This is a genomic window from Salinispora fenicalii (assembly GCF_000514815.1).
Lineage (GTDB): Bacteria > Actinomycetota > Actinomycetes > Mycobacteriales > Micromonosporaceae > Micromonospora > Micromonospora fenicalii.
In genome coordinates this window covers 199210-214832 of sequence record NZ_KI911471.1, presented here as the reverse complement: position 1 = coordinate 214832, position 15623 = coordinate 199210, and the positions used below count along the sequence as shown (strand labels likewise).

The window sequence follows — 15623 nt, the reverse complement described above, 5'->3', positions numbered from 1 at the left end:
TCCGTCCGTCTTGCGGCCAACGAGGTCGGTGTAGCCGTCGCCGGTCACGTCTGCACCGACGATCATGTTGAAGCCGTCCCAGCCGTGGCCGATCTCGTAGGAGTCCGGGGTGCTGTACGGGACTCCGTTGTCGCGTTCGATGTTGTTCGGGTACAGGATCATCTTCCCGTCGGCCTTCACCAGAAGCAGGTCAGCGTAACCATCGCCGGTGGCATCGGCGTGGACGATCCGGTCGGCACTGTTCCAGCCGCTGCCGATCTGCTGGGAGGCGCTGTAGGGGACGCCGTCGTCCCGGACGAAGTTGTTGGCGTACATCAGCAGCGTTCCGTCGGACTTCCTCCCGATCAGGTCGTGGAAACCGTCACCCGTCACATCGGCTGGGAAAGGGCTGTGTACGGGCGGCTCGGTGTTGCCGACGACGTTTCGATAGCGAAGCGCTACGTAATTGCTCGCCGGGTGCGAGTCGATCCGGCCGTCGGAGCCGCCCGTGAGCGTTTCCGTCCCGATCTTCACCGGATAGCTCCCGAAGGAGTAGTACTCGAAGGTGCCGGTCGATTGATTGATCCAGCGCTTGAAGAGGATGGCGTGCTTGGTCTTGTAGTTGAGGGCGTCGCCCGGTTGCAGGTCGTTCTTGTTGATCTGGGTTGCGACGGTGTCGAGGTTGCCGGTCCATGCCGAAACGGAGAGGTGCCAGGCCATGGAGATGAACCCCGAGCAGTCCGTCCGATATTTTTTACCATTCTGGTCCGGATACCACCCGGTCTGGCTGTACCCGATGCTTGCCCGGTTGTCGTACCAGTACTTGGCGCGGCTCAGGATCTCGTCACGGGTGATCTGACCACCCACGCTGGAGGCAGCGTGGGCTGCCTGCGGGGCGCTGGTGACGGTGGTGGCAACGCCGGCGGTCAGGCCGATGCCGGCGGCCAGAGCGGCGCCGAGGGTCAGGCTGGTTAGCCGTCGAAACAACATGGCAGTCATGCTCTTTTCGTCAATCTTGATTCGGGATATGTTGCGCCGGCCGCGGTGTCGAGGAACGCGGCTGACGGGCGCAGGTCGGCTACTGGGCGCTCAGGTTCGGCGCTGCGATGAGTTCAAGCGCTATGGACTGGCGGGCGCGCTCTCTAGTTCGTCCCGGCGATTACCGTGCCTCGAACCCGTTCGCGTCGTCAATTTAGTCAATCCACAACCTGTTAGAAGCTCCATTCCACTCCCTCGCTCTGCTACTGAAATCACCGGGGGTCGTTGCCTTCAATTCGTGAATACGGGCAGAGCGCGTACACGGCTGCTGATATCCCGGGACACCTTCTCGGCGGAAGCGTGGTCAGCAGCCAGTACGAGCAACGCAACCGAGACGTGGTCGGGCCCGGCTCGTACCCGAATGTGTTCAACTTGCTCCTCACGTCGAACATGCGCCCAAACCAGGTCCCGTAGCACCTCGTCGCTGATATGCCGCAGGGGCGCCGGGCGGTCGAGTTCGAAGGTCACCATCCGCATGGTTAAGACCACTCAAAACCGCCGCCAGCCGACGCAGAACTCGCGACCGTCAACTCAAGGAAAAGAACTGCGGGAACGGGGGAATCATAGCCCTGAATCGATACGCTCATGACACACTCCTCCTGTGGCAAGAATTGGAAGCAACTAACTTCCGACGGTTCGCTGAACTTCTTCCCTACGGATCGATGTTCCGTTGACTGGAAGCATTCCGTCTGCGGCTTGCGATGTCACTGCTTCCAAACTGGCAGCAAGGTGTCTGGCACTTTGCTGCCCACGGTCTACGACAGAAGATTCCAGCTTGCAGGCCGTCGATCATGCCCGCATAATTAACCCACCGTGGGGGAGGGTGAGCTGTCCGTGCTGGAATCACTGGGAGTGTCGAGCCAGGCCGAACAGGTCTACCGAGCCATGCTGGCGCTACCCAACGTGGGCGTCCTTGGCCTCGCCGCCCATATGGGACTCGACGAGACGGCCGTCCGCACGGCGCTCGATGAACTTGCCGATTTAGCTCTTGTCCGGCCGTCCTCGGACAAGTCAGGCGACCTTCGACCAGTATCTCCACAAGTGGGTCTGGCAGCGCTCCTAGTTGAGGCCGAGGCGGAGGTACTACATCGTCAGCGTCAGGTCGAAGCCACTCGCGCAGCTATCAAATCCATGGCAACAAGTCATCTTGCCTCCCGAGACCAGGAGGGCGTACATCGACACGAAAGTGTGGACGCCGTCCGCTTCCGACTAGAGGAGCTGGCGGCCAACGCTGAGGTCGAGTGCGTCTCGCTTAACCCCGGTGGCGCCCAGGCCCCAGATGGCAGGCAGTCGAGCAAACCGTTAAACCAACTCGCCCTCGAACGAGGCGTCATCATTCGATGCGTGTACCAGGACAGCTACCGCAACGACCGTGGAGTCGTCGGCTACGCACGCTGGCTCACCGATCTCGGTGGGCAGATCCGCACCAGCCCCACCCTGCCAATGTTGACAGTCGTCATCGATCGACGAGTGGCGTTGCTGCCACTCGATGCAACCGACACCCGCAAGGGCGCCATTGAGGTCGATGACCCCAGCATAGTTGCTGCCATCTACGCCCTCTTCGAGCAAATCTGGCGCACCGCCCAGCCGATCGGCCTCGCACAGCTCATCGACATTCACAGCATCGAACCATCCGAACGCGAACTACTGCGCATCCTCGCCGACGGCCACACCGACGAGGCTGCCGCCCGCAAACTCAACCTCTCTCTACGCACCATACGAAGAATGACCGCCAACCTAATGGAACGACTCGACGCCCGTAGCCGCTTCCAAGCCGGCGTACGCGCCGCACAACGCGGCTGGAACGACCTATAGACGGGAAATTGGCGCTGAGCCTGCGCAATGGCCACATATCTTGCCGCGAGTTGGACGCCCTGCCGGGCGGGGCGCTGGCGACTTCCGCCAGGTCGCCGCTGAGGTCCTTGACGACGCTGGGAACCTTGCGGCGCCGGTCGTCCCGGCGACGCACGTCCGTTGCTCACGATGAGTAACCAGTGGACGTGCCGGCCCGAATCGTGGCATGAGCGAAAGCACCACGATCAGCTACGGCGTAGCACCAGGGTCACAAAGCCCAGAACATTGCGGTATCCGCGCAGCCATTGGTCACGGTGCTTTCGGGCGGCGGCGAGCGCCTCGGTCGCGTCAGGATGGCCAGGATTGTCCAGCGCCCACCGGGTGAGCGACCCCACCCACGACCACTCGTAGTCGTCCCACTCGGCGGCGTCGCTTACATGGGCGTACACCGGCGTCCAGCCCGCCCGCTCGGCGACGTCGACCAGGCCGGGGAGGTCGGTGAACTCGTCGGCCTTCCCGTCGAGCGCCGCGAGTGCCGCTGGTGTCGGCGGGACCTGCCAGAATCCCTCACCAATCATCAGGATGCCGTCGGCGTTCACGCGCCGACCGGCCAGCTCCAGCGTCTCGGCGAATCCGCCGAACGCGTGCGTCGAGCCGATACACAGCACCAGGTCGTAATCGCCGTCCGGCACGTACGTCCGCGCATCGCGCTCGTGCAGGGTGAGCCGATTGGCGAGGCCGCGATCGGCGGCGGCGCTGGCGGCCCGTTCGAGCGCGTACGAGCTGACGTCGACGCCGTCGGCATGGCCGTCGGGATAGTGGGCGAGGGCTTGCAGCGCCCAAGCTCCCTCTCCGCAGCCGAGGTCGAGAACCCGTGCTGTCGATTGGCGGTCCGCTCGGCGCAGGAGTCGGTCGAGATTGACACCCAAGATCGGGGCCGCGATCGGGTGGTGTGAGTGTGCGATGCTGCTGAGCCGTTGATGATCCACCGGCACAGTCAATCCGAGTCCGACCGACACCCGCACTCGGATTTGCCACGGCACCCACGTCCGGCGACAGATGAGGATGTCGAACTGGCGGGTGGCAGCGGGAAGATCAGCGATGTGTCCGGCTGACCAGCGCCTGTCTGAGCGCGTCGAGTAGCCTGCGGCTGAAAGGGCTGTCTGGGGGCCGACCGGAATACGCCGGGCGCCGGCGCCGAAGGTGGACCCGCTGGGGTTGCTAGAGAAGCGCTGCCGGAGAAGGTGGTGCCGGCGGCGCGGACGTGGGAACGGCACCTGATCGAGGTCGATACGGGGGTGGCTCTGGACGCGAACCTTCAACAGACGATGATGATCTTGCCTGGCGTGTCAGAGTCCGAACTCCTGTGCACGACGGTGAGGATCGCCGATGGACGACCCGAGCGTGGTGGTGGAACGCGGAGTACTGACCGCGCCTGCGGAGGTGGGGCAGCTGGCGGTATGCCGGGCCGAGGTGATCGGCCGCATGCCCGACGGCGATGCCGTCGGGCATGCGGCGGCGGACACAGCCGCCGAGCTGGGTATTTCCCGCCGTCAGGTGTACGAACTGCTGCGGCGGTGGCGGGCCGGATCTGGCGGGGTCTCGGATCTGGTGCCGGGCAAGTCCAGCGGCGGCCGCGGTCGTGAGCAGTTGTCCGCCTAACTGGGCGGTGACGCCGCTCTTGTTGGCGGCATCGTTAGCGGGTCTCTAGTGAGGTCGGCGTTTATGACGGTGGGCCGGCCGCGGGAGTGGGTGGCGGCCGGCCCACCGTTGGCGGCTGCCCCACCGTGGGGGCTGGCCGCCCGTGGCGGAGCAGGTGGTTGCCTCAGCAGTCACAAGAAATTCCGACCGCGGTGAGGTCGTCTACCGGGCGCTGTCGTGGACCGCTGGCGGTCTGCACCGGGAATCCTTCGCGGACCCAGTACTCGTAGCCGCCGATCATCTCCTTGACCTGGTATCCGAGTGTGGCGAAGGCGAGAGCGGCGCGGACGGCGCCGTTGCAGCCAGGCCCCCAGCAGTAGGTGACGACCGCCGCCGCGGCGGGAATCACCTGTGCGGCGCGTACCGGGATTTCAGCGGTCGGCAGGTGGATCGCGCCGGGCAGATGCCCACGTTCCCAGGCCGAGGTGCCCCGGGTGTCGATCACCACCAAGCCGTCCACGGCAGCCTCCAGGTCGGCGTGGACGTCGCTGACGTCGGTCTCAAAGCGTAGGCGGGCGGCGAAGTGTGCAGCGGCATGTTCGGCTGGCGCGGGAGGGGTGGCAAGTACGTTTGACATGAGAATGATCCTCGGGCGATGGTCGGCCGGCGACCAGTGGCGCTGATGCCACTATCCGCTAAGATTTTGCCATGGTTCAGGTCGCCCAGCGTGGGCCCACCGTGTCTGTGCTCGCCTATGAAGGGATGTCGGTCTTCGAGGTCGGCATCGTTACCGAGGTGTTCGGCCTACCCCGGCCGGAGTTCGACGTGCCCTGGTACGAGCTGACCGTCTGCGCCGAACGGCCCGGGTCGGTTCGCGTGATCGGTGGGGCCAGCCTGCACACACCGCACGGCCTAGACGCCTTCACGGCGGCCGACACGGTCATCGTGCCCGGAGTTCCCGACGTGGGCGCCGACTCACTACCGGAGTTGGTCGCCGCGCTGCGCCGGGCACACCGCCGCGGTGCTCGGATTGTTTCGATCTGCTCCGGTGCGTTTGCTCTCGCCGGAGCCGGACTGCTCGACGGGCGGAGAGCCACCACCCACTGGCGCTATGCCGAGCGATTCCGGCAGCGGTACCCGGGCGTCGACCTGAACCCCGACGTGCTCTACATCGATGACGGCAACGTGCTGACCAGCGCCGGCAGTGCCGCCGGGCTCGACCTGTGCCTACACATCGTCCGCCGCGACTATGGTGCCGCGATCGCCAACGCGATAGCCCGGCGCCTGGTCGTCCAGCCGCACCGCGACGGCGGGCAGGCCCAGTTCATCGAGGCCCCGGTGACCGCCGACCCGGCCGACGAGCGCGTGGCCGCGAGCATGGCCTGGGCCCTCGCGCACCTCGCCGAAGCCATCACCATCGACGCCCTCGCCCGCCAGGCGCACATGTCCGCGCGCAGCTACCTGCGGCACTTCACCCGCGCCACCGGCACCACCCCCATCCGCTGGCTAATCCACCAACGAATCCAGGCGAGCCTCGCCCTGCTCGAAACCACCGGTACCCCGATCGAGAAGATCGCCGAGGCGGTCGGGTTCGACACCGCCGTCACCTATCGCCACCACTTCACCCACACCATGCAGACCTCTCCGTCGGCGTACCGCCGCGCGTTTCACACCGGCAACGCGGCCGACCAGCAAGCGCCGTCTAACAAACAACCCGCGAGTTCCCTGCGGTAGCGCAACCCCTGGCGAACGTCCTGGCCAGGGGTTTTCTCCCTAAGCATCCTCGATCGAGCAGGTCGACGACCTGGCTCGGTCCAGAGGCGTGCCCCTTCCTCGGGTCCTTCCCTGAGTGGCTCCCTGGGTGGTGAATCTCGAACGCGATTCCTTGACACCGCCTCCAAGATCGCAGTTGTCAGAGTCCGAACTCCTGCGCACGAACCGCCGAGGCGGCGCCGGGTTGGTGCAGTCGAGTTCACCTCTCCCTGATCACCCCGCATGTGCGGGAGCAGGAGGGCAATACCCTGGCCGAGCTCTGGAAGGCGGATCCGCCAATCCGGGCAGCGGATTGGCGGATCCGGTTCAGACGCGGCTATTCCGGCCCCAACCGATGGTGGGCCGGAATAGCCGGTCACTCCGCGCCGAGCGCCTCCACCACTGGTGGGGCCAGTGCGCGGCGGGCAGGTTGTAGGGAGGCGGCCAGCGCGGCGAGCAGTACCACCGCGACGACCAAGCCGAGCCGCCCCCACGGCAGGACCAGGGTGAAGTCAACACCGAGCTGGGTCACCGTGGCCATCGCGCTGGCGGCCACCCCAGTGCCAAGCGCGATACCGAGCAGGGTGCCGACCTGCGCGGTGAGCGCTGCCTCGACCGCGAGCACCGCCCGCATCCCGCCCCGGGTCAGGCCCACTGCCCGCAGCAAGGCGTTCTCCCGGGTGCGCTCGACCACAGACAGGCTGAGCGTGTTGGCCACGCCCACTAGTGCGATCATCACGGCCAGGCCAAGCAGCGCGGTGACGAAGGTCAGTGCCAGGTCCACGGTTCCGGTGAGCATTTTCTTGTAGGCGCCCTGATCCGCCAGGTTGACCGTCGGGTAGTTCGCCAGCACCGACTCGATGGCCGCCCGGGCGGTGGCCGGGGAGACGCCGTCGGCGGGAGCCACCTCGGCCAGGTAGCCCCGCTCGGTCGGGAAGAGGCGGGCGAAGTCGGCGTCGGCGACGTCGACCACGTGTCCGGCCAAGACCGAACTGACGGCCATAGAGTCTAAGCCGTCGACCACCGCCGCGACCCGGAACGGTTGTCCGGCCAGGGTGACCGTCGAGCCGACCGTCCAGCCCCTGGCTGCGGCCAGCTCGCGATGCACCAGCACAGTTCCCGGGCCCAGGCCGGCGGGATCCCCGGCGTCCACGGCGGTCAGCGTCCGGCGGACCAGCGCCGGGTGGGCGGCTCGCAGCTCGACGCCGTCAACGACATGGCTGCGTTGCTCGTGTACCACGTCCAGTTCCGGACGGGCGGCCAGTTCGCCGGCCAGTGGTGCGGGTAGTTCGTCGCCGCCTGCCTGGACCAAAAAGTCGACGCCGTACTGCGCGTCCACCGCGCGTTCGATGCCGACCTTGGCGCTGGCGGCGCCCACGACGAACGCTGACACCAGGCTGATCCCGATCACCGTGGCGGTGGTGGTGGCGGCGATCCGGCGGGGGTTGCGCACGGCGTTCGCCACCGCCAGCTCGGCGGTGGCCCCGAACAGCCGGCGGGCCGGCCAGCTGAGCAGCTGGACCAGGGCCGGCACCAGCACCGGGCCGAGCAGCACGATGCCCAGGAAGGCCAGCACCCCGCCTACGGCCACCTGCGGAATCTGACCGGTCTTACCGGTGCCGACCAGCGCGGCCACTCCGGCGGCGCCTGCCAGCGCCCCTGCGGTCAGCCGGATTCGGCCGGCCCGCCGGGCGGGCTGCACGGCCGCGTTCGTGAGCGCGGCCACCGGGGCGACCCGGGTGCCCTGCCAGGCGGGCAGCGCGGCGGCCACCATCGTCAGCAGGGTGCCGAGGCCGAGGCAGAGCAGCACCGTACGGGCGGTGACGGTTATTCCGTCGGCGACCGGTGCGCCCTCCGTCACCGCCGGCAGCAACACGCCGAGCCCCGCAGCCACCCCGATGCCGGCCAGCAGACCCGCCGCCGAGGCCAGCAGTCCGGTCAATGCCGCCTCCGCCAGGGCGGCCCGGAAGACCTGGCCTCGGGTGGCCCCGACCAGCCGCAGCAGGGCGGTCCGCCGGGTCCGCTGGGCGAGCACGATGGCGAAGGTGTTGGCGATCACGAAACCGGCCACCACCACCGCCACCACGGCGAAGGTCATCAGGAACAACGTGAACTGCCGCAGGCTGCCGACGGTGCCCGCGACTTCGTCGTCGAGGATCGCCTGCCGGTCCTTGACCGTCACGCCCGGTCCGATGGTCGTGCGGATCCGGTCGGTCAGCGCCTGGAGGTCCGCACCGGGCCGAGCGGCCACCATGATCCGGCCGTACCCGCGCTTCCCGGTGACGGCGAGGGCGTCCACGTCGGCCAGCCCGACGTAGGGACGACCGATGTCCCGGGTCGTGCCGGCCACGTCGACGGTGCCGACCAGGGTGAACGAGCGGGATGGGCCGGTGGACCCACCGATCCGCACCGGGGCGCCGAGGGTGAAGCCCTGGTCGACGACGGTGGCGTCGTCGAGCACCACCTCACCCGGCTGGCGGGGCAGCCGCCCGGCCACCATGTCGTAGGACTGCAGGGCCGGGTCGGTGGGGATGGCGGCCAGCATGGCGTGGCCGAGCACCGGCCGCCCGTCGGAGCCGACCACCTCGGCGATCCCGGTAAGTTCCCCATCGGCGGCGGCCACCCCGTCGACCTCGCGCACCCGCTCGACCAGGCTCGGCGCCAGCGGCTTCGCCCTGGCATAGGCGGCCAGGTCGGTGTGCCGGTCGAAGGCGCCGGCACGGGCGTACGCCCCGGCGTGCATGCCGTCGATGGAGATCAGGGTGCCGGCGACGAAGGCGACCCCGAGGACGACCGCCAGCGAGGAGAGCAGCAGCCGCCGCCCGTCGGCGCGGACCTGGCGCAGGGTCAGACGCAGCATGCCGTTCACCGCTTCGAGGACGGCGCGCCGGCGCCGGCTGGGTTGAGGCGGGTGAGCGTGTCGAGGACCTGCGCAGCGGTCGGCGTGTGCATTTCGTCGGCCAGCCGGCCGTCGGCGAGGAAGACCACCCGGTCGGCGTGTGCGGCGGCCACTGGGTCGTGGGTCACCATGACCACGGTCTGGCCGAGGGTGTCGACCGCGTCGCGGAGCAGCCGCAGCACCTGCGCGCCGGAGCGGGAGTCGAGGCTGCCGGTGGGTTCGTCGGCGAAGATCACCCAGGGGTGGGTGATCAGCGCCCGCGCCACAGCGACCCGCTGCTGTTCGCCTCCGGACAGCTCGGTGGGGCGGTGCCCGAGGCGGTCGGTCAGGCCGACCGCAGCCACCACCTGCTGTAGCCAGTCTGGGTCGGGCCGCCGGCCTGCGATGGCCTGCGGCAGCAGGATATTCATCTCGGCGGTGAGGGTGGGCAGCAGGTTGAACTTCTGGAAGATGAAGCCGATCCGGTCCCGCCGGAGCAGGGTCAGCCGGCGGTCGTCGAGCCGGGCGAGGTCGGCGCTGCCGATCCGCACGGTGCCGGCGGTGGGCCGGTCAAGCCCGGCGAGGCAGTGCAGCAGTGTGGACTTGCCGGAGCCGGAGGGGCCCATGATGGCAGTGAACCGGCCTGCGGTGAGGTCGAGGTCGACGCTGTCGAGGGCGACGACCCGGGACTGACCGGAGCCGTACTCCTTACGCAGCGCTTGGGCGGTGACGGCGACACCGACGGTCGCGGGTGTGACGGACGACATGGATGTTCCCGGTATGGAGAGGTGTATCGGTCGCCTCCGACGCTATGCGCGACACTGCCCTGTCGATCTCCACCTGCGCGCTCGAGCCTGGTACGCCCCAGGTCGCGCCCGACCGATGGACTCCTACGACTCAGGTCGTACGCCGGCTTATCCGCCGGGCGTGATCAGTCCGCTTTCGTACGCCAGTACCACGGCTTGGACCCGGTCACGGAGTTGCAACTTGGCTAGGATCCGCCCGACGTGGGTCTTCACGGTCGCTTCCGCGATGTGCACCCGGGTGGCGATCTCGGCGTTGGACAAGCCTTGGGCGACCAGTAGCAGCACCTCGCGTTCCCGCTCGGTGAGCTGGGCGAGCCGTGGGTCCTGCGCCGGGCCGGGACCGAGCTGGCCGGCGAACTGGTCGAGTAGCCGCCGGGTGATCGACGGGGCCACCACCGAGTCGCCCTCGGCGACCACCCGGATCGCGGCCAGCAGCTCCTCCGGCGGCACGTTCTTCAACAGAAAACCGCTGGCCCCCGCCCGTAGCGCGGCGAACGCGTCCGCCTCAGTGTCAAACGTGGTGAGCACCAGCACCCGGGGCCGGCGGTCGGCGGGCCGGGCGACGATCCGCCGGGTCGCCTCCACTCCGTCCATGGTAGGCATCCGCAGGTCCATCACCACCACGTCGGCCTCGACCCGGTCCAGCACGCGCAGCGCGTCCGCGCCGTCGATCGCCTCGCCGACCACATGAAGATCGGGCTGCGAGTCGAGCACCATACGGAAGCCGGCCCGCACCAGCGCCTGGTCGTCGACGATCACCACCCGGACGGCCATGTCACACCTCTGTTCGTGGTTGCGGGGCTCGCAGACCCGACACTCCGCGCGCTCACGGCAGAGCCTGCCCCGCGTCAGGCGGTGCCGACGGTAGCGGCAGCCGCGCCTCGACCCGCCATCCACCNTCACCATCGCCGCACCACCCGACGAACCCGACCTACCCATCACCGGCCCCAACCTCACCACCACCACCGGCACCGCCGCCCTCTCCATCCTGGCCGGCGCCATCCTCAGCTACGCCGCACGCCGACGCCCACCACACCGGACCACGTAGAAACACGGTGCCACCAGCCCACACCACCACCCTCCCGCCCGACACCTGCCGGAACCGATCGAGCCCATTTGCCCCGCCACCCGGGCGTTCTGAGGGCTGGGCCGCATCGCGTCGGTGATGAGACGTATCCGAACGACGACGCCCCGCCGTTGATCTCACGCCGGTTCAAAGCCCGAAACCTCATCCGTGCCTCACGCAGCGCTCGGGCTGGCGATTTTGACGCGCTGATGGAATCAGCTAGTCTACTAGGGAGCTAGTTAAACGGGGGTGGACGGATGATCGATTTCTACTTGAACGCGAAGTCGGGGGTCGCGCCGTACATGCAGCTCATCCAGCAGGTACGGCATGCGCTTCGGCTCGGCGTGCTCCACGAGGGCGACAGACTGCCCACGGTGAGGGAGGTGGTGGCCCGGCTCGCGATCAACCCGAACACGGTGTCGAAGGCCTATCGCGAACTGGAGTACGAAGGTCTGGTCACGGCCCGGCAGGGGCTGGGCACCTTCATCGCGAAGACGCTCGACGGCCCGGCGGTCGCGGCACAGGAGTCGCTGCGGCAGAAGCTGGAACAGTGGCTCGTCGAGGCCCGCGAGGCGGGTCTCGACGACGAAGGCGTTGAGGCGCTGTTCCTGAGTACGTTTCGCGCGTTCTCGGAGGCGAGGGCATGACCAGCGTGCTTCGCGCGGAGAACCTGACCAAACGGTACGGTCGCCGCACCGCGCTCTCCGGTTGCACGCTTGACGTTCCGGTGGGCCATGTCGTCGGCCTGGTCGGCCCGAACGGCGCGGGTAAGTCGACGCTGCTGCAACTGGCCTGCGGACTGCTCGAACCGACCGCCGGAGTGATCGAGGTGCTCGGCGAGCGCCCGGTCAGTGGCTCGGCTCGGGTCGGCTTCGTCGCCCAGGACGCCCCGGTCTACGCCGGACTGACTGTCGCCGAGCACCTACGGCTAGGCGCCCGCCTGAACCCGTCCTGGGACAGCACGATAGCCGAGCAGCGCATCGCCCAGGCCGGCCTCGATCCGAGTCAGAAGGCAGGCAAGCTCTCCGGCGGCCAGCGGGCCAATCTGGCGCTGATCGTCGCCGCCGCCAAGCGGCCCGAGCTGCTGCTGCTCGACGAGCCGGTGGCGGCGCTCGATCCGCTCGCCCGCCGCCTGTTCCTGCAGGCACTGATGGAACTGGTTGCGGAGCAGGAGATGACCGTCATCATGTCCTCGCATCTGGTCTCCGACCTACAACGAATCTGTGACCACCTGATCGTGCTGGTCGGCTCCCAGGTGCGGCTGGCCGGCGACGTCGACGACCTGCTCGCCAGCCACCATCGCCTGACCGGCCCCCGGCGTGAGTCCATTGACGTCGCAACGTTCGGCTGGACCCTGATCGAGGACCGGCACACCGCCGCGCAGTCGACCCTGGTGGTACGCAGCACCGCCCCGATCGACGACCCGTCCTGGCAGGCCGACCAGCTCGATCTGGAGGACATCCTGCTCGCCTATCTGAGTGAATCGGCCCCGGCCGCCACGCCAGAACGAGTGCTGGAGACACAGCGATGACCTGGTTGGCCTGGCGGCAGTTCCGGATTCCGGCCATCGCCGGCGCAGTCTGCCTGGCCGCGCTACTCGGTGCTCTCTTGCTCACCTGGTGGCAGGTCCGCGATCTGGCAGTGAGCACCGGATACACCGGCTGCACCGGCGAGGACTGTGGGAGCGCGGCATCCTCCTTCCTGCACGAGATAGAGCAGAGCGTGGCCAATCGGGTCCAGCTCGCCGGCATCGCCGCATCCTTTGGGCTGCCCGCCCTGGTCGGCGTGTTCTGGGGCGCCCCGACCGTGGCACACGAACTCGAATCCGGAACGTACCGGATCGCCTGGAGCCAAACCGTCTCCCGACGCCGCTGGATGCTCGTCAAGCTGTCGATCGGTGGCCTGGCAGCCGCACTCGTCGCGGGTGCGCTCAGCCTCGCCCTGACCAGCTGGGCGCAACCCATCGACGACGCCCACGCCACCCTGGCCCACGCCCACCTGATCACCCCGTTGGTCTTCCCCAGCCGTGGCGTGGTGCCGATCGGCTACGCCACCCTCGCCTTCGCCATCGGGGTGACCGTCGGACTGATGCTGCGCAAGACCCTGGCCGCCATGGCGGTGACCCTGGTACTCGTCGTGGCGACACAGGTCGGCGCCGTCGAACTACGCCCACTGATCGCCCAACCCGTACATCGCATCACCACCGTGACCACCGAGTCGATCTTAGAGGTCGAGACGTACCACGACGTAGTGGTCCGCCTCGGCGCCTTCCCGAGCGAAACTGATTCGTGGGAGCTGTCGAACACCATCGTGATCACGCCCGGCGGACCGGAATATCGCGGGCCGACCAACCAGGAAAAGTGCACACCCGAATGTCGGGAGTGGCTGGGCACACAGGGACTGCTACAGGAGGAGCGTTACGTGCCGGCAAGGCGGTTCTGGCTGGTGCAGTGGCGGGAACTCGGGGTGTTGCTCACACTGACCGCCGCCCTGTCGCTCATCTCGCTCTGGTGGATCCGGCGTCGGCCGGCCTGAGTGACCCGGTGCACGGTCACCTGGCCACACTCCGGCCACCGCGCACCGCCCGGTACTCAGCCCCTGCAAGAGACGACATCGAACGAGGTGGACCCGCGGTTGACGTCCCAATCGCGAGTTCAGACCACGTACAGTTCGATCCAGCAGCCCGTTAGCACCGCTCTCATAGCCGGTGGACCACCATCGGGAGCCCAGTCACACCCGCTACGGCAAGTTGACCGCCCGATCCAGGCCGTCCCCTGACCAGCACCATCAACTGCGAGTGGCGCTGACCGGGCTTATGAACACGCCTTAGAACGGACAGTGAAGCCCCCAACCTCAATTTCGAGGTTGGGGGCTCTTAATGTCTCAGTCGGGTTGGCTCGGCCCGGACGGGTCTACGGCTACTTGGAGAGCTGAGCGACGAAGGCCCGCCACGCTGTCGGCCCGAACACCAGCGCCGGCCCGGTCGGGTCCTTGGAGTCCCGGACACCCACGATGTCGGCGAGGTTGGAGGCAACCTCGACACATGCCCCCTGGTTACTGCCGCTGCGAGTGCTCTTGTGCCAGCGTGCGCCGGTCAAGTCCATGCTTTCGCTACCTCCATCATCAACTCGGTTGACTGGTTCAGGGTGAGCGCTTCGGCAAGCGTGGCTTCCCACTGTTCCCGGAGCGCTGCGACCTCGGCGGGTCGCTCAACCACCTGACCCCGAAGCCGGTTGTCAAGGTAGCCCACGTCGCCCAGGTCCGACGAGGTCGCGATGACAAAGGGTCCGTCAAGACCAGCGTATGCACCCACGGAGGAGGGTACGACATGGACTCGTATCCGTCGGTTCTCCTGGTTGAGCTGGGCCAGATGAAACAGTTGTTCGCGCATCACAGCGGCACCGCCGATAGGGCGACGGAGGACGCTCTCGTCAACAACCGCTACGACCTGAGGCGGATTGTCGCTGGCGAGGCACTGCTGTCGAGCCAGCCGCGCCAAGACGCGATTCTCGACTTCCGCACTATCAATACTGCCGTCACTGCCGAAGATGGCGCGAGCGTACGCCTCGACCTGGAGTAGGCCAGGCACCCAGGCCACTTCGCACCAACGCAGCGTTCGTGCTTGTTGCTCAACGGTGATCCATTCGTGTAGCCAGATAGGTTCGCCGTTGAGGTCTGACAGGCGTTCCAGTAGCCGCAGGTAGATGCCGCCGGTCTTCAAGGCACTGTCGATGGCGGCAACGTAACCACTTGTTGGGTGGCGCGCCCCCGTCTCAACTGAGCTGACATGGGTGCCCGAGTAGTTGATCATCTTTCCAAATTCATCCTGACTGAGCCCACGTGCGGTGCGTGCGCGGCGAAGCTCGTCCAGCAAGATTTCACCGGCTGTCATGCTCATTTCCCCAACCCCTCCCCAATTGAAGCTTCCGACTGTCCATGGCTTCTCACCGGTCAAGCCTGAATCTTCTACGTCTCTCCAACATGGCCGGATGGCTTCCAGGCTAGGTGCTTGACGTTCATTCTGGAAGGTGGAATTCGACAAAGAATGGAAGCCTTGTAGTGGATCATTTAGGTTGCCGTTGGCTATGAGCTAATGGATGCAGTCTCAGTGTGAGATTAGTTCATGGCTAGGAGGTTGATCATGCCGAAAGTCTCCATCCAGCAGCTCCCGCTGTTTAAGCGCCGAACCGTACTTGCCGAGCCCATCAACATCAACCGCGATAGGGCTGTCGTCTCGGAAAATGATCTCAAGCGTCTGCGGAAGGTGAGGGCTGATGGTCGTGCCGTGGGCCGGGCGCGGGTGTACTACACCTCGTACCCAGGCTTTGATGCACTTCAGGCTGTGCTTGCTGGGCTGCGCGGCGACTGCGATGGCTGACGACGGTAGGCGGGAGCAGCGTGCCTATCCCGTTCCGGACGGGCGGCCCCCGCTGCCTGACGGGGACCGGGTGCGTGCGGAGTCGCCACCCGCGGTGCCACCGACAACCAGACAGAAGTTGATCACCGCGTTGGTGCTCGTGATCATTCTCGTCGGTGTGGTGATCGGCTCGTGTCGATGAATTACCCATCGCGCGACAAGTTGTGCGGGCTCGCGCGCGCCACCTGGATCGACGCACCAGCATCGCCATGAGAGTGTGGTGCGGCGCGGATTGTGAGCACCGGGCGCAAG

15 protein-coding genes and 2 pseudogenes are annotated in these 15623 nt (G+C 67.1%); 9 read left to right on the top strand and 8 right to left on the bottom strand.

Going from position 1 to position 15623, the window contains the following annotated elements:
• Positions 1–846 (bottom strand): annotated as a pseudogene (locus B116_RS27900) (VCBS repeat-containing protein); the annotation flags it as partial.
• Between the two features lie 1005 nt (positions 847–1851).
• Here B116_RS27900 and B116_RS28395 point away from each other — a divergent pair.
• Positions 1852–2832: a helix-turn-helix domain-containing protein gene (locus tag B116_RS28395; protein ID WP_223874612.1), complete on the top strand. Its 981-nt coding sequence runs from the start codon at positions 1852–1854 to the stop codon at positions 2830–2832.
• Positions 2833–3056: 224 nt separating this feature from the next.
• Here B116_RS28395 and B116_RS0118825 read toward each other — a convergent pair whose 3' ends face one another.
• Positions 3057–3800 (bottom strand): SAM-dependent methyltransferase, encoded by a 744-nt coding sequence (locus B116_RS0118825; RefSeq protein ID WP_027660961.1) that lies wholly within the window; start codon positions 3798–3800, stop codon positions 3057–3059.
• Between the two features lie 400 nt (positions 3801–4200).
• Between B116_RS0118825 and B116_RS0118820 the strand changes: the two genes are divergently transcribed.
• A complete protein-coding gene (locus B116_RS0118820; protein ID WP_027660960.1) occupies positions 4201–4473 on the top strand; it encodes a helix-turn-helix domain-containing protein in 273 nt (90 codons plus the stop codon).
• A gap of 163 nt (positions 4474–4636) precedes the next feature.
• On the opposite strand, the gene B116_RS0118815 is transcribed toward B116_RS0118820, so the two are convergent.
• The gene (locus B116_RS0118815; RefSeq protein ID WP_027660959.1) at positions 4637–5089 is read right to left on the bottom strand and encodes a rhodanese-like domain-containing protein; all 453 of its coding nucleotides are present in this window, start codon (positions 5087–5089) and stop codon (positions 4637–4639) included.
• Positions 5090–5160: 71 nt separating this feature from the next.
• Here B116_RS0118815 and ftrA point away from each other — a divergent pair, with 71 nt between their 5' ends.
• Entirely contained in the window at positions 5161–6186 is a 1026-nt protein-coding gene (gene ftrA / locus B116_RS25370; protein ID WP_033667728.1) for a transcriptional regulator FtrA, read from the top strand.
• A 394-nt stretch (positions 6187–6580) separates the two neighbouring features.
• Here the strand turns inward: ftrA and B116_RS0118805 are convergent, their stop codons facing one another.
• The 3 genes from B116_RS0118805 to B116_RS0118795 form a co-directional block, all read right to left on the bottom strand.
• Positions 6581–9064 carry an ABC transporter permease gene (locus B116_RS0118805; RefSeq protein WP_027660958.1) on the bottom strand — a complete coding sequence of 828 codons (2484 nt, stop codon included), beginning with the start codon at positions 9062–9064 and terminating at the stop codon, positions 6581–6583.
• 5 nt (positions 9065–9069) lie between these two features.
• Positions 9070–9849 (bottom strand): ABC transporter ATP-binding protein, encoded by a 780-nt coding sequence (locus B116_RS0118800; RefSeq protein ID WP_027660957.1) that lies wholly within the window; start codon positions 9847–9849, stop codon positions 9070–9072.
• Between the two features lie 147 nt (positions 9850–9996).
• Entirely contained in the window at positions 9997–10662 is a 666-nt protein-coding gene (locus B116_RS0118795; RefSeq protein WP_027659328.1) for a response regulator, read from the bottom strand.
• 112 nt (positions 10663–10774) lie between these two features.
• On the opposite strand from B116_RS0118795, the pseudogene B116_RS29035 reads away from it, so the two are divergent.
• The 4 genes and pseudogenes from B116_RS29035 to B116_RS0118780 form a co-directional block, all read left to right on the top strand.
• Positions 10775–10936, top strand: a pseudogene (locus tag B116_RS29035) (cell wall anchor protein); the annotation flags it as partial.
• Positions 10937–11211: 275 nt separating this feature from the next.
• Entirely contained in the window at positions 11212–11601 is a 390-nt protein-coding gene (locus tag B116_RS0118790) for a GntR family transcriptional regulator (protein WP_027660956.1), read from the top strand.
• Positions 11598–12485, top strand: coding sequence for an ABC transporter ATP-binding protein (locus B116_RS0118785; RefSeq protein ID WP_027660955.1), 888 nt, complete (start codon positions 11598–11600; stop codon positions 12483–12485). Before B116_RS0118790 ends, B116_RS0118785 begins: the two co-directional genes overlap by 4 nt.
• Positions 12482–13489, top strand: coding sequence for an ABC transporter permease subunit (locus tag B116_RS0118780; RefSeq protein ID WP_027660954.1), 1008 nt, complete (start codon positions 12482–12484; stop codon positions 13487–13489). Before B116_RS0118785 ends, B116_RS0118780 begins: the two co-directional genes overlap by 4 nt.
• Before the next feature lie 383 nt (positions 13490–13872).
• Here the strand turns inward: B116_RS0118780 and B116_RS0118775 are convergent, their stop codons facing one another.
• Entirely contained in the window at positions 13873–14058 is a 186-nt protein-coding gene (locus B116_RS0118775; protein ID WP_027660953.1) for a DUF397 domain-containing protein, read from the bottom strand.
• Positions 14049–14852 (bottom strand): helix-turn-helix domain-containing protein, encoded by an 804-nt coding sequence (locus B116_RS0118770; RefSeq protein ID WP_018720901.1) that lies wholly within the window; start codon positions 14850–14852, stop codon positions 14049–14051. The genes B116_RS0118775 and B116_RS0118770 overlap by 10 nt, the downstream gene beginning before the upstream one ends.
• 243 nt (positions 14853–15095) lie before the next feature.
• Here B116_RS0118770 and B116_RS26910 point away from each other — a divergent pair, with 243 nt between their 5' ends.
• Complete coding sequence (locus tag B116_RS26910) at positions 15096–15332, top strand: hypothetical protein (protein ID WP_082312861.1); 237 nt, start codon at positions 15096–15098, stop codon at positions 15330–15332.
• Positions 15325–15513 carry a hypothetical protein gene (locus B116_RS28390; RefSeq protein WP_027660951.1) on the top strand — a complete coding sequence of 63 codons (189 nt, stop codon included), beginning with the start codon at positions 15325–15327 and terminating at the stop codon, positions 15511–15513. The genes B116_RS26910 and B116_RS28390 overlap by 8 nt, the downstream gene beginning before the upstream one ends.
• Positions 15514–15623: the final 110 nt, after the last annotated feature.

What these genes read in the sequence shown, in the direction of transcription:
- B116_RS0118820 (WP_027660960.1), top strand. Translation starts at nt 4,201, where the DNA reads ATGGACGACCCGAGCGTGGTGGTGGAACGCGGAGTACTGACCGCGCCT.
- B116_RS0118815 (WP_027660959.1), bottom strand. Translation starts at nt 5,089, where the DNA reads ATGTCAAACGTACTTGCCACCCCTCCCGCGCCAGCCGAACATGCCGCT.
- ftrA (WP_033667728.1), top strand. Translation starts at nt 5,161, where the DNA reads ATGGTTCAGGTCGCCCAGCGTGGGCCCACCGTGTCTGTGCTCGCCTAT.
- B116_RS0118805 (WP_027660958.1), bottom strand. Translation starts at nt 9,064, where the DNA reads ATGCTGCGTCTGACCCTGCGCCAGGTCCGCGCCGACGGGCGGCGGCTG.
- B116_RS0118800 (WP_027660957.1), bottom strand. Translation starts at nt 9,849, where the DNA reads ATGTCGTCCGTCACACCCGCGACCGTCGGTGTCGCCGTCACCGCCCAA.
- B116_RS0118795 (WP_027659328.1), bottom strand. Translation starts at nt 10,662, where the DNA reads ATGGCCGTCCGGGTGGTGATCGTCGACGACCAGGCGCTGGTGCGGGCC.
- B116_RS0118790 (WP_027660956.1), top strand. Translation starts at nt 11,212, where the DNA reads ATGATCGATTTCTACTTGAACGCGAAGTCGGGGGTCGCGCCGTACATG.
- B116_RS0118785 (WP_027660955.1), top strand. Translation starts at nt 11,598, where the DNA reads ATGACCAGCGTGCTTCGCGCGGAGAACCTGACCAAACGGTACGGTCGC.
- B116_RS0118780 (WP_027660954.1), top strand. Translation starts at nt 12,482, where the DNA reads ATGACCTGGTTGGCCTGGCGGCAGTTCCGGATTCCGGCCATCGCCGGC.
- B116_RS0118775 (WP_027660953.1), bottom strand. Translation starts at nt 14,058, where the DNA reads ATGGACTTGACCGGCGCACGCTGGCACAAGAGCACTCGCAGCGGCAGT.
- B116_RS0118770 (WP_018720901.1), bottom strand. Translation starts at nt 14,852, where the DNA reads ATGAGCATGACAGCCGGTGAAATCTTGCTGGACGAGCTTCGCCGCGCA.
- B116_RS26910 (WP_082312861.1), top strand. Translation starts at nt 15,096, where the DNA reads ATGCCGAAAGTCTCCATCCAGCAGCTCCCGCTGTTTAAGCGCCGAACC.
- B116_RS28390 (WP_027660951.1), top strand. Translation starts at nt 15,325, where the DNA reads ATGGCTGACGACGGTAGGCGGGAGCAGCGTGCCTATCCCGTTCCGGAC.